This is a genomic window from Devosia subaequoris, assembly GCF_014197055.1.
Taxonomy (GTDB): Bacteria; Pseudomonadota; Alphaproteobacteria; order Rhizobiales; family Devosiaceae; genus Devosia; species Devosia subaequoris.
In genome coordinates, this window is the sequence record NZ_JACIEW010000005.1 from 340,577 (window position 1) to 359,888 (window position 19,312).

A 19,312-nucleotide genomic window follows, 5' to 3' on the forward strand; every position below is an offset into this window, starting at 1 on the left:
TTAGCTCTTGTTGGGCTCGGCCGGCTTCGGCTTGCGCCGAAGACTGTCCACGATGTTGCCGAACAAGTTCACTTCGACGCCGTGGCGCTTCATGATGAACCACTGCTGGGCAATCGAGAGAGTGTTGTTCCAGGCCCAGTAGATCACCAGACCCGCCGGGAAGGTGCCCAGCATGAAGGTGAAGATCACCGGCATCCAGTTGAAAATCATGGCCTGGGTCGGATCTGGCGGCGGCGGGTTGAGGCGCATCTGCACCCACATCGAAATACCCATGATGACCGGCCAGATACCCAGATGCAGGAAGGAACCCAGGATCGGCAGCGCAGTCGGATCCCAGGGGATCAGGCCGAACAGGGTGAAGATATTGGTCGGATCGGGCGCCGCCAGATCCTGAATCCAGCCAAAGAACGGCGCGTGGCGCATCTCAAGCGAGATGAAGATGACGGTGTAGAGCGCAAAGAAGACCGGGATCTGAATGAGGATCGGCCAGCACCCGGAGAGCGGATTGATCTTCTCTTTCTTGTAGAGCTCCATCATCGCCTGCTGCTGGGCAGCACGGTCGTCCTTGAGACGCTCCTGGATGGCCTTCATTTCCGGCTGGACGCGGCGCATGGCGGCCATCGAAGCGTAGGAGCGGTTGGCCAGCGGGAAGAAGATGGCCTTGACGATGACGGTCACGGCCAGCACGGCGAGGCCGAAATTGCCCAGAATGCCGTAGAGTGTAACCAGCAGCCAGTGCATCGGCTTGGTCAGGAAGTGGAACCAACCCCAATCGATCAGCAGTTCGAGGCGGTCGAAACCATATTGTTCCTGATAGGCGGAGATGACGCGGTCTTCCTTGGCGCCGGCAAAGACATAGGCTTCATGGCTGACCGTGCCGCCCGCCGGCACCATAACCGGCTGGGTCTCGACATAGTTGGTCTGGAAGACATTGGTGCCGCCCGACTGGCTAAAGGCGAAGCGCGCATTGATCGCGGTGTCCGGCTTGGGCAGTACGGCGGTTGCCCAATATTTGTCGGCAATGCCGAGCCAGCCGGTGGTCGAGGAGAAGTCGACCTGGCGCTCGTTCTGCAAGTCCCCATATTTGCGGGCGACATAATTGTTCGAACCGAGCACGCCGATCGGGCCTTCATGCTGAATGAAGAAATTCTGCACCTGCGGATTGCCGTGGCGGATGACGCGCGAATAGGGGAACAGCGCAACATCGCCCGCACCGTTGTTTTCAACGGTCTGGGTGACGGTGAAGAGATAGAAGTCATCCACGGCAAAGGTGCGGCGGAACACCAGACCTTCGCCATTGTCGAAACGCAGGGTGACCGGTGTGTCGGCGGTCAGGGTGGTGTTGTCGCCTTCAAGGGTCCACTCCGACTGGCTGGTGGGCAGGGCAACGTCAGAGCCGGCGGCTGCGGCCCAGCCCTGTTCGACGAAATAGGCGTCGGCAAGCCCGGCGGGCTTGAGCAGGGCAATAATGGGAGAATCGGGATCGACCGTCTCGCGATACTGCTTGAGTTCGAGATCATCGATGCGCGCGCCGGTCAGGTTGATCGAGCCCTCGAGGTCAGCCGTGGAAATGGCGACGCGGTCGGTGGCGGCGACGGCGGTTTCGCGATCGGCGAAAACCTGCGGCGCCCCGGCTGCTGCGGCCGGCGCTGCAGCGGACCCGTCGGCATTGGTTGCCGGCACGGCAAGTTGCTCGGATTCGGCCTGCTGCTGGGCTGCAATTTCAGCCTGACGCTGGGCTTGCTCCAATTGTGGACCGGCAATGAAGAACTGCCAGCCGAACAGCACGATCATGCTGAGCACGACGGCAAGGATCACATTGCGATTATCAGAGTTCATGGTCTCGGGTTCCGTTGGCCGCGGCCGGATGATTTGCGATTTTCGCCCGGTTTTGTGTCGTGCACACGGGCGATAAGGCCGCCGAGATCGGCGACGAGCTTAACGAAAGGCTGGCTGAGGGCTTCGCGCCGCGCCAGTAGCACATAGTCATGTCCGGGCACAAAGTCACTTGCGCAAGCTGCCGCAGCCGCGCGAAGCCGCCGCTTCATGCGATTGCGCTCGGGCGAATTGCCGACCTTCTTGGTGACTGTAAAGCCGATGCCGGGATCAGCCTCGGTGCTGGGTACAGCCTGCAGCCCAAACGCAGAACGCCCGGCGCGATTGCCCCGGGCGGCGTTTAAGAACTGCGCGCGCCGCTTGAGGCGGCGCAATGTCGCTTGGCGCGTGGACTGTTCGGCCGTCATCCGGCCAAAAATCCCTTAGGCCGAAAGCTTCTTGCGGCCGTCGCGGCGGCGGCGATTGAGAATCGCGCGGCCGTCCTTGGTGGCCATACGGGCACGGAAACCGTGACGACGGGCACGCACGAGCTTGGAAGGCTGATATGTACGCTTCATAACATCAGACCGCGCTGTCGCACGGTTCCTCTTCTTTGGTGCTGCTTGAAAGCAGAATAATCCCTGAGGCGGGCATGCGCGCCGCCTTCGCGTTGGTGGGGTCTATAGGGAAAAGACATGCCTAAGTCAACGCGCATTGGCACGCAGAACGGCCTATATGGCCCTGTTGTCAAGCCGCGCTTTCCCCCGCATAAGAACGGCAATGGTTCTGGCCTGTGGCGGACATGGCTGAGATTACTCGACCCGAGCTTTGCATCGTGGGCGCAGGAGCGCTCGGAATCGCGCTGGCCCAGCATGCCAGGCGCCTTGGCGCTGAGGTCACGCTTGTCGACAGAGGCCATGCCGAACCGGGCGATGGGCCGCAGCGGGCCATGCAGGTTGCTTCGCTAGTGGCGAGCGCGTCGCGCGCCCAAGCCATGCGGCAGGCCGGCGCTCTGGGCCTGGCCAGTGCCGACCCCAAAATCAGCATGCGGGCAGTGCAGGAGCGGGCACAAGGCCTGGCCGCCGAACAGAGCTCGCTCGACAGTCGCGAGCGGCTGACCGGGTTGGGCATCTCGGTGTTGCGGGGGGCGACTCGCTTTGTCGATGCCATGACCCTGGCGGTGGGCGATGTGCAGGTACGCCCCCAGGCAATAGTGCTGGCGGTCGGTGGCGCGGCGCTACTGCCGGCGGTTCCCGGCCTCGATGAGGCTGGCTATTTCACACCCGACAGCATTCTCGAGAACAGCCGCAAGCTCACCCATTTGCTGGTGATCGGTGCCGATCCGGAGGGCCTGGCATTGGCACAGGCCTTCGCGCGGCTGGGATCGGACGTGACGCTGGTGCCGCAGGGTGCGGCACTGCCCGGCTTCGATATCGAGGCCGCCAGCGTCGTGCTGCAATGCCTGGGTGAAGAAGGGGTGCGGGTGGTCGACGGCGGCATGGTGGGGGAGGTCCATCCTCGGTCGCAGGGTATTGGCGCCACCATCACGCTGCCCGATGGGGCGAGTGAAGCGCTCGACATTTCACATGTGCTGGTGTGCGCTGGCAGTCAGGCGAGCCTGGACGATATTGGATTGGAAGCGGCGCGCCTGCGGCCCCTGCGCGGCAAGGCGCGGCAATTTGCCCTTGGCGCTTTGGGCCAGACGAGTAATCGGCGGATCCGGGTGGTCGGTGCCGGTGCGGGAATCGGGCAGTGGCATCACGCGCTCAGTCATGGCCGGGCGGTGATCCAAGCGCTGGTGCTTGGCACATCGCGGCATCAGCCGGCTCATCAGCCACAATTGGTGCAGACCGAACCGGCCCTGGCCCAGATCGGCCGCTGGCCCTCCGACTCCAAGCCGCTGGCAACGGGGCATGCCATATTGCGCAGCGGGTTGATGGAGAATGGCAAGGCACGTGCGGCCGGGCAGGACAGGGGGCTGGTCAAGGTACTTGTCAATCCCAAGGGGCAGGTGATGGCCGCGAGCCTGGCGGGGCCGGAGGCGGGGGAACTGGCCGGCGTTCTGGCGCTGGCGATGGAAAAAGGCATTCCGCTGGCGCAACTGGCCGATCTCAGCCTGCCCCATCCAAGCCTTCTGGCGATTTTGGCCGCTTTGGGCGAAAACCATAGAAGAGCCGAGACCGTATCTCCCTTTGCAAGGCGCATCGGCGCGTTGCGGCGGCGGCTCCGCGTATAAGGAGCGCAAGCCGGCATTGCGCTAAGGTGGCCACCAATTGGGGCGAAAGGGATTGGCAGGATTGCGAGGATGAAAGACCAGCCCAATGCCATGGCCGGCCGGTTTCCCGGACTTTCGAGCAAGCTGATCGCCACGATCATCGGGGTGATCCTGCTGGTCGAAATCGTCATCTTTCTCCCCTCGGTCGCAAGCTTTCGCACCACCTGGCTGGAAGACCGCCTGCAAATCGGCGTGGTGGCGGCTCGGGTGCTCGACGCGGTGCCCGACGTGATGGCGCTGCCGCGCGGCCTGACCGACAGGCTGCTCAACTCGGCCGGCGCGCATGCCATTGTTTATCGACGCGAAGGACAGAGCCAGCTTATTGAACTGACTACTCCTGTCATGCCGGAAACGGTGGTTACCGCCGATCTGCGGCAGGGCGACCTGCCGAGCCGCGTTTGGGGCGCCCTCGATACGCTGGTCGCGCCCGCCGGACGCACGCTGCGCGTTGTGGGTGAGGGCGATCTCAACGAAAGCCTGGTCGAGTTGCTGATGCCCGAGACACCGCTGCGACGCGACATGATTGATTATTCGCGCAGTTTTGCGCTGGTCTCCTTTGGCATCGCGGCGGTGACGGCCTTTGTGCTCTATGTTTTGGTCAGCCGCCTGTTCATCGACCCGGTCCTGCGGGTGACTGGCAATATGCTGGCCTTCCGCAAGGCGCCCGAAAATGCCGCCCTGATCCTGATTCCGTCCCGCCGATCCGACGAAATCGGCATTCTCGAGCGTGAACTGGCGGATATGGAAACGGAGCTGTTTTCCATGCTGCGGCAGAGGCGGCATCTGGCCGATCTGGGGCTGGCCGTTGCCAAGATCAATCACGACCTGCGCAACACGCTCAGCTCGGCGCAGTTGCTGTCAGATCAGGTGGCAACGCTGGACGATCCCAAGGTGCAGCGGCTGGCGCCACGGCTGGTGACCACATTGGACAAGGCGATCGGCTTTGCCCAGGCCGTGCTTGATTATGGCCGGGAGACGTCCATCGTACCGCAATTTGCGCCAGTCAATCTGCGCACCCTGGTGGAGGACGCCGCTTTTGACGCCCGGGTTGCGGGCAATCCGCTGATCGCGTTCGACAATGGTGTGGATGCCGCCCTGATGGTGGAGGTGGATGCCGGGCAAATGGGGCGGGTGTTGGTCAATCTGCTCAAGAACGCGCGCGAGGCGCTGGAAGCGGTGCCCGGCGAGCCCGAAGGTTTCCGCATTGAGGCGCGCGCGAATGCCGATTCCGAGCGCACCGTGATTACCTTGCGCGACAATGGGCCGGGCCTCCCGCCGCGCGCCCGGGAAAACCTGTTCGTGGCTTTTGAAGGCTCGGCCCGCTCGGGCGGAACCGGGCTGGGACTGGCCATCGCCCGAGAGATCACCGAGGCTCATGGCGGCGTTCTGGCGTATGTGGAGGAGAGGCAGGGGACCCGTTTCGACATCACCCTGCCGGTTCGCCGCAGAGAGGGCTGAACTCTTCCCACGAAAATCTTCACCGCCCGCTTGCAATGGCCAGAACACCCATGTATGGGTTGCCCCGCTTTGATCGGAAGCGCCAGGCGCACCGATCCAACAAGCCTACCGCACAAGTCGGTTTGCGCGCCCGTAGCTCAGCTGGATAGAGCACCAGACTACGAATCTGGGGGTCAGGAGTTCGAATCTCTTCGGGCGCGCCATTTCTGTACCAAACTGCGAACTTTAGGCGCTGAAAATTCACCCCTGGTGATTGCGGCATGAAGCGCGTGGGTACTACCCAGGATCGTCACCTTTTGCGGCTCGACAATGACCTGGCCGACCACGGAGCGCAGGCAGTTGCGACGCAGCGCGATATCGCCGTGCAACAGTTTTTCTCGGACGGTCTGACCGAAAGGGCGCAGGGCTTCGGGCGTAACCCCGGAGATGGGCGCTGCATTGGCCAAGGCGCGCTCGATCGTCGCCTCGACCTTGGTCTTCTGGTCGCGTAGCTCGACAATGCGCGCGCTCAGCATGTCGTCCGCGCCAAGTTCGCCGGCCTCGACCAGCTTATAAAGGTCCTGAGCGCGGATTCGACCTTGCTCCACTCGGCGTTCAGCGCTTCCAATCGATCATCCACATTTGCCGCGAACCGACGTTTGCGTGCAACGAGGGCTTCAAGGATTTGCGCCAGACGGTCTGGTGGCAGGAGACGGTCTTGGACGCCGGCGAGGACGAGTTCGCCCAAAGCGGGCATGGAGACATTAGTGCCCGAGCAGGCCATCGATCCTCTCGTCATGCGATTTGCACAAACGTAGTAAGCAGCTGCGCTACCTGCCGCTGGAGCGTCTCGGATTTGAGGGGTTCTGGCGCGCGACTGGCCACAGGTCGCCCACTGGCTTGCCCGCATGCAGGCCCGCCAATGCTACCGCGCCGAGGTCCAGGACAAACTTGGCCCTGCTGCCACCAGCAGCATGCGAGCCGGTGGTCTGCCCTACTGGCCCGAAATCGAGATCCGGTTTGCTGTCAGCCGAGCCCATGGCCCATGATCCTTCGGCCGCAATACATTCACCAGACTGATTGGTTCTATTCCGAACAATCAATTTTTCTCAATAATACGGCGTTGTTAGCGTCCCTCTCATAAACGGGTCGTCACGCCGGAAGAGCGTGCCGCCCAGAGGAGTGGCCCAATGGGCCGATTTGGGAGCTAATCATGTCCACAACTCGTATGCTGTCCTCCGGTCTTGTGCTGGCCACAGTCAGTTTGTCCACGTTCGGCGGTGCTATGGCGCAGGACAGGACCATCGCATTTTCGCCGCTGTCCCTCGACATTCCAGCGATGCAGGGCCTGTCCGGCGCGCTGAACCATTTCGCCGATGAGGCGGGCATTGGCTATATGGCGCTCGACCCCAAGTTTGACGCCACAACCCAGGCCCAGCAGCTGGCGCAGGTCATTGAGACCGGCCGCGTCAACGGCGCCTGGGCCATTACGATTGGCGCACCAGCTCTGCGTAACGTCGTGCAGCGCGCGGTCGAGAGCGGCATTCCGATGGTCGTTTCCGGCCGGCCCGGAGACTACGGTCTCAGCGAGCGCCAGCCGGGCATTGCCTTTTCCGATATCGACTATGAAGACTACGGCACGACCATTGGCCGGGAACTGGGCAATTGCATTGTCGAGAAGCTCGAGGGCGAGGGCAAAGTGTTCTTCCTCGGCGACACGTCGGGCGCCGAGGCGGCCAAGATAACCGACGATTTCGGCAAGGCCGGCCTGGAAAATGCGGCACCAAACGCCGTCATCATTGCCGAAAACCTGTCCCTGGAGCGTCTGGAAAGCCAGCAGAAGGTCTCACAGATGCTGCTGGCGCATGGCGATGCCAATGCGGTCTATGCCTCCAATGACGAAAACGCCATGGGTGCCCTGCAGGCCTTTGAGGCTGCCGGACTGCCGACGCCCTGCATCGTGTCGGGCGGCGGCTCCGACGAGGTCCTCGGGTTTGTGGAGAGCGGCAAGATCTATGCGGCGGCCGGCTTCGACTTCGAAGGCGATGCACATCAGAACTTCCAGACTCTTTTGGCCATGATGGATAGCCCGACCGAGCTCGGTCCCATCCTTTCCATCCCGATCTGGGAGGAACACATGAACAATTCGGCTATTCTGGACGCCCCACCGGGCACCACTACGCCCTATGTCGTCAAAGCCGGGCAGGGGCGCTCGGTCGTTGTCGCGGGCCAGGTGGTCCGCATTCTGGCCGGAGTTGGAGAGACCGCATCAGGCTATGGCGCCGTCATGCTGGAATCGAGCATCGACAAGCGGCCAATCCCCATGCATTTCCACGAAAAAGAACACGATATCTGGCTCTGTACGCGTGGCCGGCTACAAATCTGGAACAATGACCAATGCCGGGTGCTGGCCGAGGGCGACTTTGCCTATGTGCAGCCCGGCGACGTTCACTCCTATCAGTGTGTTGCCCCCCGCACGCAGTTCTTCGGCATCGTGGCGCCCGGAGGCTGGGAAGGTTTTTTTGACGATGCTGGCGAGGCCTGGACCGCGGCTGCCCTGCCGGAGCCGACCCATCCCTATGACTTCAGCCGCATGGGACCGGCAATGGGCAAGCATGGCGTGAACAGAGTCGAAAAGGACTATTGTGCACCTTCGAACGGTGATGCGACCGATCGTGTTCTGCCTGAAGGGCCGGCATCCTACATCCTGCAGTCCGGCTACGGCACGCGCTACCGGCTCAATGGCCATTTGGCGACAACCATGCTCAGCATGGCAATCACCAAAGGCGCCGTGGAGATGCGGTCCATCGAGGCTGGGCGCGGGGCGGTCATGCCTTCCCTCCGCCATGCCAAAACGCATCTGTCGCTATTCGTTCTCAACGGCACCCTGAAGCTGACGCTAAACGGTGTAGTGCATAAACCGAGCGACGGCGATTTTGCCAATATCCCAGCGGGTACTGCCTATGGCACCGAAGTCACCAGCGGCCATGCTCGCTGGGTGTATAGCGCCGCCAATGGCGACGGACTGGACTATTGGACGACGGCTGGCGAGCCAACCGAGAGCTTCGCTTTCGACGGACAGGTGCTGGGGAATGGCGGCCAAGCCCTCGCCGTTGCCAGCGGTGCCGACGTCGAAGTCGCGGGCTGAGGGTTGGACGTGACCCAAGTCAAAATCCCGCCGGGGATACATGAAGAGCTCGATCAATGCTTGCGGCGCATGGTCATTGAGCCGGAGGGCGTCAGGTTTTGGCCCGAGCTCCTTTTCGCCCAACCGGCCGGGTTCCGCGCGCTGACAATGTCATTGCGCGTGCCGGCCGGTGACGGACCGCATCCCCTGGTCATCTACATTCACGGCGGCGGGTGGCTCTTCGGTCACCCCCATTCGATGCATGTAAATTTGGCCGCGATGGATATCGACGCTGCGCTACTGGGCGCAGGATTCGCTGTCGCGCGCGTGTCCTACCGGCTTTCGTCAGAAGGCACGTTCCCCACGCAATTGCAGGACTGCAAGTCCGCCGTCCGCTACCTCAGGCACCATGCCGATCTGTTTGGCCTTGATCCAGAGAGGTTCGCCTCACTCGGCGAAAGCGCAGGCGGACATCTGGCAATCCTGCTCGGACTGGCGACACCGGCCGAATTTGAAGGCGACGTCGGCGTCTGTGGCCCCTCGAGTCAGGTCAATGCCGTTGTTGATTGGTATGGCATTACCAACCTGCAAACACTTGTCGAACAGGCGCTGCCGGACAGTTTCGTTCGGCACGATACCGCCATCTCTGCTCCCGCTCAGCTGATCGGCGGCACGATCGCGCAATGTCCGGAAGCAGCACGGGCGGCATCGCCGGTCACCTGGGTCAACCAAGCAGCGGCGCCCTGCCTGATCATGCATGGCACCATGGACAGGGTCGTGCCCGCGGCGCAGGGCGCTGAACTCTATGAAGCCATGAAGACGGCCAATGCCGTAGCGCGCTGGGAGCCACTTGAGGGAGCGGATCACTGCTTCACCGGCTATGACACGCGCCACATCATGGACAGTGTCATCGCCTTTCTACAGACCGCTTTACCCGATCCGCGTGACAAGCAATGACCCGGGCACCATTAAAGCATCGGTCTTCGAGATGCCGCGGCTAGAATGGCAGTGGCATCTCGGCTGGCGGTGTCATGGCCGAAGCGCCGAATTTCTAATGCCGGGATGGGGCACGAATTCCGTCCGGCAATCAAGCACAGTGGGCAGGGGGCTGTTCAATGCCGCAGCGAACCGTTCCCGGAACTCGGCAACCGTCCGGACAAGTCTGTTTCCAGCTCGAACCCAGCTTTGTGCTGACCAACCTGGATAATCCCCCAGGCGGCATTGTTGTGGATGACGAAGATGACCGGCAGACCATAGCGACGGGCCGTGTCGAGTTCCTGCAGGGCAAAGCCGAAGCTGCCATCGCCTGTGGTGCAGATGGACAGGCCTGTCGGGAAGCGCAGCCTTGAGCGCCAGTGCATAGGGGGGTGCCAAAACCAAGTTGGGCAAGTCCGGGTGCGTGAAAGCGGGAACGGACAGCCGGCGCAGAAACAATATCATTGTGCCAGAAGGTGGTGTGGCCACCGTCATAGGTTACCAGCGCGTCTCCTGGAAGCATGTCGTCCAGCGCAAAGGCGAAAGCAGCGGGACTGGTCATGCCCGCTTCGGACGGCGTATCGGCCATTTTCCGAAGCCGGTCCCGATAGGCGAGATAGGTTTGGCGCAGCCGGGCCGGCCAGTCCGAGGCGGTCGGATCCATGTGTCCTGAGGCGGCTGCGACGATCGACCTGGATCACTTTGCAATTGCTGGCCAGCGCCGGGGCGCCCGCGTCCCATAACCACGAAGAAAACCGGCAGCCCACCGCGAGCACAAGATCGGCCTCCGTGAGCGCGTCGTTGACGGCATCCCCACCAATGACGCCGCCATGACCGATAAAGTTGCCATGGCTGGAGGGGATGGCGCCCAACCCCATCTGCGTTGCCGTAGCAGGCGCACCAAGGCGTTCGGCCAGCCGGGTGAACTCTCTTCACCGGCATCGGCATGGAGCAGATGCAGCGCACTCATGGAAGGTCGCAACCGAGGCAGCGTGAACAGGAGCGTCTCGCAGCCGGGTTTTGTGCGCTGGAGCTCAACGTGGCAGCCGATCATCCTGGCGCCGGAGGCATACGTTCCTGACAATGATTTGCCTAGCAGGGCACCAAGGTTTTTATGCGATTGCTTGTACCTCGCTCAGCTAAATGCGAGGAGGCGCTCGCCATGTTCGCTACCACCTTGGCCATGTCCTTTGCCAGCCGAGTCTGCATCATAGGCAGCAGCAACCCCGCACCCGCGGCTATCCGTGGCGTGACCTGCCACCAGATCTCAACATAGGAGCCCGCGGCCTGCGGTCTCACTTGCCATCCGCCTCTCATTAGGCTGAATGGGAAGGGGAACCCCGTTTCCTCAGTAAGAAAGGTCATCTCGAAGCTTTCGTTCTCTACCCAATGGTCGCAACGTTCAGACCATTTGCTACCGGACGAACTCTCACAGGTTCGGACACATCCTGTTCCTGGTCTGTCTCCAACAGTCAAAGCAGACGAGCGGAGCGTTGGAACGTAGTTTTTGATGGCACCCAAGTTCGATACAACCGGCCAGAGTGCTTCTGGTCTGACGGAAACATCGACGTGCAGGCAAAGCCGGAAGCGCTCCCGGCTGCCGGCCGGTGCGGAAAAATAGGCGAGAATGGAGCGGTACTGCAGATACGCAAGGACGCCCACCGTCGCGTTGACCGCAGCAAGTGCCAGCCAGCCATAGAGTGAAAGCTCGCCGATCAAAAGGAGTCCGCCAAGTGTGGTTCCGATGATCCAGGCCATATCCGCCCCTACGAAGGCTAGAACCTGGATTGGGGTGGGACGGACGGAGGCCTTAAGGAGCATCAGCGCGAAAACCAGCAAACAAGCGCCAACCGCTTGGTAGGAGAAGTCTGGTCCAACGGTCGCGAGTTCTGACAGTTCGGCGCTCCACAGGAGCATGGTGAGCCCGCTTGCGAAGGAAAACACTGCATTGGCCTTCAAGGGAAACCGAAGTCCCAGCGCCTTGGCTTGAAGTGCATCAGGCGTTCGCCCGGCGGCGCGTTGTTCTGCCAACGACGGCCCATGGCTCATTGACCCTATCCTCCTGAACTGCGATGAGAATGGATATTCTCAACCTGATGTAACGATTAGAGAACAACCGTTCTCTTCGTCAAGAGGCAAAGATGCGCAATGAGGAAGCGGAGACTTTGCGTTCCGAGGTGCTCTGGAAAGCAATGGTCCTTTTCTGGGAAAAAGGTGTCGCTGAGACCAGCTACTCCGAAATCGTCGAAGCCACCCGAACGAGCCGCAAAGCGTTGTATGGCTGGTGGCCCGACAAGGCTTCGCTGGTCCGGGAAACGCTGAGAGTCTATCAGGAAGGCGTGCTTAACCCCACACTGACCCCATTGATCGAAACAGGTTCGCCTGAGGCGCTGGAACGCTTCTGGAATCTTATCGAGGCGGCCGTGTCCTCTGAATCCTGGCGCGGCTGCTACCTTTGCCGGACAGGCTCCAGCAGGGTGGCAGAGGACGAGGTTGTGGCCCAAATGTTTCATGACCATGTCGCCAGGATCGAAAAGGCCGTCGCCTCAATGATCGCGGTAAGGCAACAGCATGGCCGGTGTCCGGAGCACATTGAGCCCTCGGTCGCTGGCCAGGCCTCCGCCGCGTTTATCGTGTTGATGTCAGCGCTGGCAGCTTCCGGGGCCGAGGCCGAAGGGCTGTCGAGACTTGTCGATTCCGCGAGGGAGTCCTGCGGCATCAAACGTGCAGGGCGCTCATAGAGACTGTTGGCCCAGGCAGATAAAACACTGACGAGAAACCGGCGCCGTCCGTCAACCGTCACTGCTGCTATTTTTGTCTTCGGAGAACCATGGCTTCGTGTGGGATCGGAAGTACGGCACAACCTGCTGCCATAAGCGCCCGATAAGCGCCGAAGCGCCACTACGACGGCGATGTCGAAGCGGGCAGCGTGTCGTGCGCGGAAGGCGTCCTGCAGCGCCCGGCGTTACCGAAGTCTTCAAGCGCTTAGCTGCTACGAAACTGGCGTCCGGCTTTGCGGTCGACGGCGCCCAGGTCCGCCTACCAGATCGGCAGCGACAGGGTCGGCTCTCACTCTCATGAAATCACAAGCGGGTTGCGGTGACCACGGTGTTCGCGACCTATGTGGCGTCGCCTTTGCGGCCGCTTTGAGGACTTCACTCCGCTCGGGGCGGTCTCGTCTAGGACGTCCTTTTCCCGTCAAGGTAACCACGCCAGGAGGGCGTCGGCATGGCCGGCGCCCCCTGTTTTCTTGTCGGTCAGGCGGCCTTGAGGCTGGACCCCGGTTTCCCCGCCGATGGAGCGCTCCGCTCTCCGGCTCGGAACACTTCGACGATGCGATCAAGCGCGTTAGCCTGCGCTTCTGTCTGCGCAATGGCTGCACTAGTCTGCTCAACCAGGGCAGCGTTGTGTTGGGTCATCTTGTCCATTTGCTGGATAGCGGCGTTGATTTCGTTTATCGCAGAAGCCTGCTCTCCACTGTCATTGACGATTGCCTGCATGCGCTCTTTATTGGAGCGAGCCGCCTCGAGCATGGCAGCAAGCCGCTCTGCGGCCTGGGACACAAGCTGCGAACCACCACCGACCTCATTGCTTGACTGCTCGATCAGGGCCTTGACGTCCGATGAGGCCTCGGCCGCGCTCTGAGCAAGGCGACGTACCTCGATGGCCACAACAGCAAAGCCCTTACCGGCGTCACCTGCGCGCGCCGCTTCCACCGACGCATTGAGCGCCAGCAAATTGGTTTGAAAGGCGATGTCGTCGATCAACCTTATGATATCTGACACCTTGGCGGAGGAGGCCGTGATCCGGCCCATCGCGGCGGTTGCCTGTTCCATGACCTTTCCGCCTTCCTCAGCGGCTTGGGTGACCACGCTGGCGGTAGATGCGGCGTCCTTGGCGCGACGGGCATTCTCCATCACTGTCGCCGCGAGTTGCTCCATGGCTGCAGAAGTCTCTTCAATCGAGGCGGCCTGACGGGTGGTGCGCTCAGACAGATCGTTGGTGCCTGTAAGTATTTCACCAGTGGCATTCCTCAACTCTTCAGAGGTTCGCCGGAGATTAACAATGATGTCGCTCAGGCTATCCGCAGTTCGGTTGAAATCGTCCTTGAGCCGTTGCGTCTTGGGCGGAAGCTCGGCGGTGATCCGGTATCCGAGGTCGCCGGCTGCCAATGCCTGCAGGGCCTTTGCCAGTTCCTCCACCGAGGCAATATCGCTCTTGGCCTCTACTGCCTTGGCTTCCTGGCTCGCCAGACGCTCCTGTTCGGCCCGCACCCTTTCTGCTTCGCGGCTCTGTCGCACCTCGGCAGCCTCTGCCTCCGTTGCCAGCTTGTCGATGGCGGACTGCTTGAACACAAGGACGGCGCGCGCCATGTCGCCGATCTCGTCACCCGCGGTTGTCGCCGGCACCTCGACTTCGTGATTGCCCTGGGCCAGCCCAGTCATCGCCGCGGTGAGCGAGCTGACTGGGCGGGTGATCGAACGGGCAATCAGGTAGGCGGCCGCAGCCATGACGGCTATACCGGCGAGGAGCGCTGCCCCGAGTAAGCTCACGTTTTCCCAAAAAGCTGCTTCGAGATCATCCACATAAACGCCCGTTCCCACGATCCAGCCCCAGGAGGTGCCAGCGACGTGGGAGAGCTTGGGCTGCGGTGCATCATTGCCTGGCTTGGGCCAGAGATAGTCGACAAACCCGGCGCCGCCCGCCTTCACCGTCTTGACGAACTCAACAAAGAGCCGCTTGCCGTCTGGGTCGGCGGTCTGCGTCAGGTCCTGCCCATTCAGATCAGGTTTAATCGGGTGCATGATCATGACGGGCGTCATGTCGTTGATGAAGAAATATTCACTGCCACTGTAGCGCATGGCCTCGATGGCAGCGATTGCCTGTGTCTGGGCGTCCTCGCGGGTTAGCTCTCCTGCCTCAGCCCGCGCTGCGTAAGCCTCGATCACCGAAGTGGCTGCGTCGGTCATGGCCGAGAGCATTGCTTTACGGTCTTCGACCAGCCGGGTCTGGCTGTTGTAAAGTGAAAATATCGTCCCGGCGATCATCATGCTCAGGGCCAGCACCCCCATGATGATCAATTTGGTCGAAATGCGCAGGCTCATGACGGTTCCCCCGTAACTTTCTGACCAAGCAAACAATCGCACCTTGGTAAAAAATGTGACAAAGCCGTCATCACATTTTGTCCTTGGTCAGACTTTCCATTGAGTCACCATGGACGCGCGTGTGATCGGAACTGCGAAACAAAACTGTTGTCATTATGCACTCGATAAGTTCCGGCGTGGAACTTTGCGGCAAAGGGGGGAACTCGCCCGTGGAAGCCTTGCCGATCAAGCAGTTAGATGTTTCTGAAGTGCGTGCGTCGACCGGCCACGATGCTTTTCACCCTCGATGAGGGCGGAGCAGCCGATGCCCGGCTGACGCAGACTGCATTGTCCGGGGCGCGCGAACTCATGGGCGTTGCCCTCGATTTTCTGCCATTCGCCCTTTTGTTCCATTCCGCCCAAGGGGTGTTGTTCAGCAATGGCATCGCCAACCAGCTGTTGGAGAGCGAGCCTGGGGCGCTTATTGGTCAGCACCTGCTGGACCTAGTGGGGCCCGACGATCTGCCTGCGCAATGCCGAGTTGCAGATGGCCAAGGACCAGATCGAAAAGCAGGCCCTAACCGACCCGTTGACCGAGCTTCCCAACCGCCGCTCGGAAAAATGATCGGATAGGACCATCGTTGATGAGCCTCCGTTAGTGGCTCAGACCGCTTTCCCGACTCGAAAAGCAGTCGGTCCGCAGGTCGCCACGTTGAACCCTGTGGCGACTCAAAGAGCCAAATTTGCGGGGGTGCTTGCAATATGCGCCTCTCCGGTCGAGGAGACTGTTAAAGCTCCTGCAAGCCTAACTGCGCTCAAGATCCCAGGTCTCAAATCGGTGCCGCAGCGCGAATATCCGCTAAGTCCGACACATCGACGCGACGATAGCGCGCCTGCAACATGCCGTAGAGGCCGAACGCCAAAAGCCCCAGCGACATGACGCCATAGAGAACCCGGCCGTATGGAAGGGCGTACACGTAATTGAGCGCTTCCTTCATACCCCCCGCCTGATCCGGAGAGACGGTCAATGCGGCAAAAAAGAGGAAACCGCTAATGATGGCGAAGACTGTTCCCCGCGCCATCAGACCGAAAGAACTGAGTGGATCCATCCAGAGTTTCTGGGCCTGAGGAAGTGGCATGCGTTTGCGGTAGCCATGGGAAACGCCATACCAAAATTGTGCGCCCCCGGCGGCCAGGATACCGCAGGCCACAAGCCCCAATAGCAAAGGTCCAAAGGGTTGCTGCAATAGCCAAGCGGAGGCCGCCTCTTCGCCCTCGCCGCCGCCATTGCTCTGTCCAAGGTTGAGCGCCATGCTTGCTGCGCTGAACATCAGGACCAGGTTGGCGCCGCCACTGATCAAGTTTCCGCCCCGGATGGCAAACCCTTGGAGGTCTTTTTCGCGGTTATCTGCATTGAGCAGACCTTGGGCGAACTTCCAGAGGACATATGCGAGGAGCCCAAGCGAGACGAGGCCCAGCGCGATTCTGCCCAACGGGAGACCCAGTAAGCTGGATAATGCCTCCGATGAACCTTCTCCTCCTCCGCCGCCCCAGAGCGCGGACGTCAGGGCCAGACCTCCCAGCAAGATGTACACGACGCCGCGCGCTGCGTATCCGATCCGGGGCAGAGCTTCGAAGAAAGAGTGTGCCACGGCCGGCCCTACCTTTGGTTTGTATACGTAAAATGTCTTTGGAGCTCGGTGGTTCCGCCGGTCGCGTCCTAGACCTTGGCCATTCGCGCCGACTCAGCTGGCCTCCTTGGCAGAGGCATACGCGCCGCGGAGTTCACCCCGCCTCTGCAATATCGTGGCAACGATGTTGCAAAGAAGCGCCCATGCGGCACCGACACACCATCCGGCTATTACGTCGCTTGGAAAGTGAACGCCCATATAGACGCGGCTAAGCCCGACAATAACTGTCAGAAATATTGCTCCGCCTAAAAAGAAGAGGCGAATCCTCCAGGATGGCGCGATCTTGGCCAACAAGGTGCCCAAGGTGAGAAAAGTCACCGCAGAAAGCATCGCGTGGCCACTGGGAAAACTCGATGTGAACTGGGTCGACATGACGTGGAGGTCTGGTCGCGGCCGGCTGTAGGTCCATTTGAGAACCGTACTAAGAATGGTCCCGCCCGCGACTGACACAACGATCAACAAGGCCTCGGACTTAAGCCTGATCAACAGGAGGTAGGAGCAAACGCCAAGGACAATCAGCCCCAAAAGCGAGAAGCTGCCAAGCGCGGTGATGTCACGAACCATCTCATGGGCCCATATTGGGCCGACTACCAGGTCCACATTGTCAGGATCGCGAAACAGCATGAGAACGAAATTGTCGAAGGCCTCTAGGTCGCCTTCTCCCATTTCGTCGGCAAGTGTGAAAAATCCCAGGATAAGCCCGCTAACGATCGCGATTGCGGCCAGAAGGCGCACTTCGGTGGTGACGAATTTGTAAGCCTTTTTGAGGTGGGTGCGGCGGACCAGTCTATAGAGCATGTGCAAATCCCCTAAATGGCCGGCAACGCATTTGGGGTTGTCTACGTTGCGTGGGACGGATTCCTCTCCAACGGAAACATGAATCATGTCCGACCGGCGCTACTACGTCCTTCTGAATGAGAAATCCGGGACGGCCCATGCGTTGGGCGTGACCAGAGAAACGTTGAGCGACTTGTTCTCCTCGAATGGGATCCACGCGACCATCGACGCAGACTGTAACCGGAGCATGAGTGCACGTGTCACCGATGCTCTGGCGAGCGATGCGCACGTTATTGTTGCAGCGGGGGGGGATGGAACAGTTACAGCGCTGGCCGGAGCCCTCGTGGGTGTAGACAAGGACCTGGCGATTCTCCCGCTCGGGACATTCAATGCGGTTGCCAAGGACCTGCACCTGCCACTGGACCTGCCTGCAGCCGTCGCCGCGCTCGCTCACGGCAATCGTCAACGTATAGATGTTGCTGAGGTCAATGGGCGCATATTCATGCAAAAAGTCGTTATTGGCCTTATCCCCGGCCTGGCCGCAGGTCGTGAGCTGATACGCGGCCAAGAGTCCCTTGCCGCCAAACTTGCATTTATACGGCACATATTTCGCCGCTTGGCTCGGGCCAGGCGCATGGCTGTCATCCTCGATTCCGGCGAAGGTGCACGTCGGATAGAGCGGGTGCAGTCCTTGGCCGTCGCCTGCGATTCCTACGATGAGGGATTGGGAAAGTTTTTTTCCCGCCAGGATCTCAACCAAGGCACGCTAACACTTTACCTGCTGCATCATTTTACTGCTGGTGACTTCTTTCGCTTGCTGATTGGCATGTTGATGGGACGTTGGCGCGATGATGAGGCCCTGAGCATGGAGAGCGTGAGGGAAGTTACCATCAAGGTGAAAAAGCGTGCGATCAATGTGATGATTGACGGGGAGGTTGAGATGTTCGAAACGCCCCTCAATTTCAGAATTTTGCCTCAGGCTCTTTCGGTCTTGGTACCGGCGCGCGAAAGTGAGGAATTGGAAGTCACGGAAGCGCCCGCATGAAGATCGTACATATTTCCGACCTTCATTTTGGCCACCACGATCCTGCCTTGGCCGAGGGGTTTGCGGATGAGATCAAAGCGCAGCATGCTGACATAATCGTTGCCAGTGGCGACTTCACCCAGATTGGCACCGAGTCTGAATTCAAATTGGCGCGCCAATTCCTCGATAAACTGGAGACGCCCGTCTTTGCCGTTCCCGGCAATCACGATGTGCCAGCGGTCAACATCTTTCGACGTTTCTTTGACCCTTATGGCCTGTACAAGAGGTATATTTCGCCGGACCTGGAGCCATTTCTGGAGACGAAGGGTGTGGCTTTACTGGGGATGCGCACGTCGCGGCGCGCGCGGCTGGAGTGGAACTGGGGCCACGGCACCATCTCACGCAGCCAGCTCGCCGAACTCAAACAACGTTTTGATGAGGCGTCGCCGGACGCAGTTCGGGTCATTGTTGCCCATCACCCACTACTGTTTCCGACTGAACCCATGGTTCAGAAGACCAAAAGGGTAAAAAGAGCCGATGAGGCTCTCGAGTATTTTGCTCGGTTAGGCGTCCGTCTGGTGCTCTCCGGCCATTTCCACCTTTCCTATGTGCGCACGCATGACCACTCGGGCAGGGTACAGACAGGAGAGCCAAGCGGCGTCAGTGAATCGGCGGCGGCACCTATTCTGGTAGCTCAGGCGTCCTCCGCGATATCGACGCGGCTTCGCGGCGAATCCAATGCATACAATATCATTAACATCGGAGAGAGTATCTCGGTCGCTGTGCGTGAGTGGCACAGCGGGGCGTGGCGCACAAAGCAGAGTGCCTAATCTGTTGCTACGACTGACCAAAGGCAGCAGAAAGGGCAGAGAATCAGCGCCGATCCTGGCCCCATGACCTTCGGAGGGCATCTGAACCAACCTCCTGAGAAACCCAGGCATTGGTCCGCGGCCCAAGTGGAGCAGCCGTCGGATCCAATGTACTCGATCGCCGCCCCTGCGACGCGAAATGTGGTCGTGTCCCCGGTCGTGGTGTAGCTGAGCGCGGTAGTCATCGGCGCTTTCCGGTAGGGTCTGGTTGCTTACACCAACCTGATACCGGAAGGAC

General features: G+C 60.6%; 19 protein-coding genes and 1 tRNA gene. 8 read left to right on the top strand and 12 right to left on the bottom strand.

What is annotated here, in order from left to right; genetic code table 11:
* Genes yidC through rpmH form a run of 3 tightly spaced genes read right to left on the bottom strand, consistent with a single transcriptional unit; the run spans position 1 to position 2,393 of the window.
* Positions 1-1,839, bottom strand: coding sequence for a membrane protein insertase YidC (gene yidC / locus GGR20_RS12330; protein ID WP_183311651.1), 1,839 nt, complete (start codon positions 1,837-1,839; stop codon positions 1-3).
* On the bottom strand, positions 1,836-2,243 hold the full coding sequence (rnpA, locus tag GGR20_RS12335; protein ID WP_183311652.1) for a ribonuclease P protein component: 408 nt from the start codon (positions 2,241-2,243) through the stop codon (positions 1,836-1,838). The genes yidC and rnpA overlap by 4 nt, the downstream gene beginning before the upstream one ends.
* Before the next feature lie 15 nt (positions 2,244-2,258).
* On the bottom strand, positions 2,259-2,393 hold the full coding sequence (rpmH, locus tag GGR20_RS12340) for a 50S ribosomal protein L34 (protein WP_035077916.1): 135 nt from the start codon (positions 2,391-2,393) through the stop codon (positions 2,259-2,261).
* Between the two features lie 224 nt (positions 2,394-2,617).
* Here rpmH and GGR20_RS12345 point away from each other — a divergent pair, with 224 nt between their 5' ends.
* From GGR20_RS12345 to GGR20_RS12355, 3 genes are all read left to right on the top strand, one after another.
* Entirely contained in the window at positions 2,618-4,051 is a 1,434-nt protein-coding gene (locus GGR20_RS12345) for an FAD-dependent oxidoreductase (RefSeq protein WP_183311653.1), read from the top strand.
* A gap of 69 nt (positions 4,052-4,120) precedes the next feature.
* Positions 4,121-5,548, top strand: coding sequence for a sensor histidine kinase (locus GGR20_RS12350; protein ID WP_183311654.1), 1,428 nt, complete (start codon positions 4,121-4,123; stop codon positions 5,546-5,548).
* A gap of 126 nt (positions 5,549-5,674) precedes the next feature.
* Positions 5,675-5,751: transfer RNA gene (locus GGR20_RS12355), tRNA-Arg, on the top strand.
* On the opposite strand, the gene GGR20_RS12360 is transcribed toward GGR20_RS12355, so the two are convergent.
* Together GGR20_RS12360 and GGR20_RS12365 are read right to left on the bottom strand one after the other, a co-directional pair.
* Entirely contained in the window at positions 5,722-6,135 is a 414-nt protein-coding gene (locus tag GGR20_RS12360; protein WP_183311655.1) for a hypothetical protein, read from the bottom strand. The genes GGR20_RS12355 and GGR20_RS12360 overlap by 30 nt on opposite strands.
* 222 nt (positions 6,136-6,357) lie before the next feature.
* Positions 6,358-6,567 (bottom strand): hypothetical protein, encoded by a 210-nt coding sequence (locus tag GGR20_RS12365; RefSeq protein WP_183311656.1) that lies wholly within the window; start codon positions 6,565-6,567, stop codon positions 6,358-6,360.
* A 173-nt stretch (positions 6,568-6,740) separates the two neighbouring features.
* Between GGR20_RS12365 and GGR20_RS12370 the strand changes: the two genes are divergently transcribed.
* A complete protein-coding gene (locus GGR20_RS12370) occupies positions 6,741-8,675 on the top strand; it encodes a substrate-binding domain-containing protein (protein ID WP_183311657.1) in 1,935 nt (644 codons plus the stop codon).
* 9 nt (positions 8,676-8,684) lie between these two features.
* A complete protein-coding gene (locus GGR20_RS12375; RefSeq protein WP_183311658.1) occupies positions 8,685-9,611 on the top strand; it encodes an alpha/beta hydrolase fold domain-containing protein in 927 nt (308 codons plus the stop codon).
* Between the two features lie 155 nt (positions 9,612-9,766).
* Here GGR20_RS12375 and GGR20_RS12380 read toward each other — a convergent pair whose 3' ends face one another.
* From GGR20_RS12380 to GGR20_RS12390, 3 genes are all read right to left on the bottom strand, one after another.
* A complete protein-coding gene (locus GGR20_RS12380; protein ID WP_183311659.1) occupies positions 9,767-10,015 on the bottom strand; it encodes a thiamine pyrophosphate-dependent enzyme in 249 nt (82 codons plus the stop codon).
* 105 nt (positions 10,016-10,120) lie between these two features.
* A complete protein-coding gene (locus GGR20_RS19255) occupies positions 10,121-10,546 on the bottom strand; it encodes a hypothetical protein (protein WP_183311687.1) in 426 nt (141 codons plus the stop codon).
* 175 nt (positions 10,547-10,721) lie between these two features.
* Positions 10,722-11,678 (bottom strand): SRPBCC family protein, encoded by a 957-nt coding sequence (locus GGR20_RS12390; protein WP_183311660.1) that lies wholly within the window; start codon positions 11,676-11,678, stop codon positions 10,722-10,724.
* A 92-nt stretch (positions 11,679-11,770) separates the two neighbouring features.
* Here GGR20_RS12390 and GGR20_RS12395 point away from each other — a divergent pair, with 92 nt between their 5' ends.
* Positions 11,771-12,370, top strand: a complete 600-nt coding sequence (locus tag GGR20_RS12395) for a TetR/AcrR family transcriptional regulator (RefSeq protein WP_183311661.1) — start codon at positions 11,771-11,773, stop codon at positions 12,368-12,370.
* Between the two features lie 516 nt (positions 12,371-12,886).
* Here GGR20_RS12395 and GGR20_RS12400 read toward each other — a convergent pair.
* The 4 genes from GGR20_RS12400 to GGR20_RS12415 all read right to left on the bottom strand — a co-directional run bounded on the left by GGR20_RS12400 (position 12,887) and on the right by GGR20_RS12415 (position 17,202).
* Positions 12,887-14,734 (bottom strand): methyl-accepting chemotaxis protein, encoded by a 1,848-nt coding sequence (locus tag GGR20_RS12400; RefSeq protein ID WP_183311662.1) that lies wholly within the window; start codon positions 14,732-14,734, stop codon positions 12,887-12,889.
* A 225-nt stretch (positions 14,735-14,959) separates the two neighbouring features.
* The gene (locus tag GGR20_RS12405) at positions 14,960-15,208 is read right to left on the bottom strand and encodes a hypothetical protein (protein ID WP_183311663.1); all 249 of its coding nucleotides are present in this window, start codon (positions 15,206-15,208) and stop codon (positions 14,960-14,962) included.
* Positions 15,209-15,543: 335 nt separating this feature from the next.
* The gene (locus GGR20_RS12410) at positions 15,544-16,365 is read right to left on the bottom strand and encodes a DUF1206 domain-containing protein (RefSeq protein ID WP_338084724.1); all 822 of its coding nucleotides are present in this window, start codon (positions 16,363-16,365) and stop codon (positions 15,544-15,546) included.
* Between the two features lie 93 nt (positions 16,366-16,458).
* On the bottom strand, positions 16,459-17,202 hold the full coding sequence (locus tag GGR20_RS12415) for a phosphatase PAP2 family protein (RefSeq protein WP_183311688.1): 744 nt from the start codon (positions 17,200-17,202) through the stop codon (positions 16,459-16,461).
* 85 nt (positions 17,203-17,287) lie between these two features.
* On the opposite strand from GGR20_RS12415, the gene GGR20_RS12420 reads away from it, so the two are divergent.
* Positions 17,288-18,226, top strand: a complete 939-nt coding sequence (locus GGR20_RS12420) for a diacylglycerol/lipid kinase family protein (RefSeq protein ID WP_183311665.1) — start codon at positions 17,288-17,290, stop codon at positions 18,224-18,226.
* Positions 18,223-19,035 carry a metallophosphoesterase family protein gene (locus GGR20_RS12425; RefSeq protein WP_183311666.1) on the top strand — a complete coding sequence of 271 codons (813 nt, stop codon included), beginning with the start codon at positions 18,223-18,225 and terminating at the stop codon, positions 19,033-19,035. The genes GGR20_RS12420 and GGR20_RS12425 overlap by 4 nt, the downstream gene beginning before the upstream one ends.
* Positions 19,036-19,312: the final 277 nt, after the last annotated feature.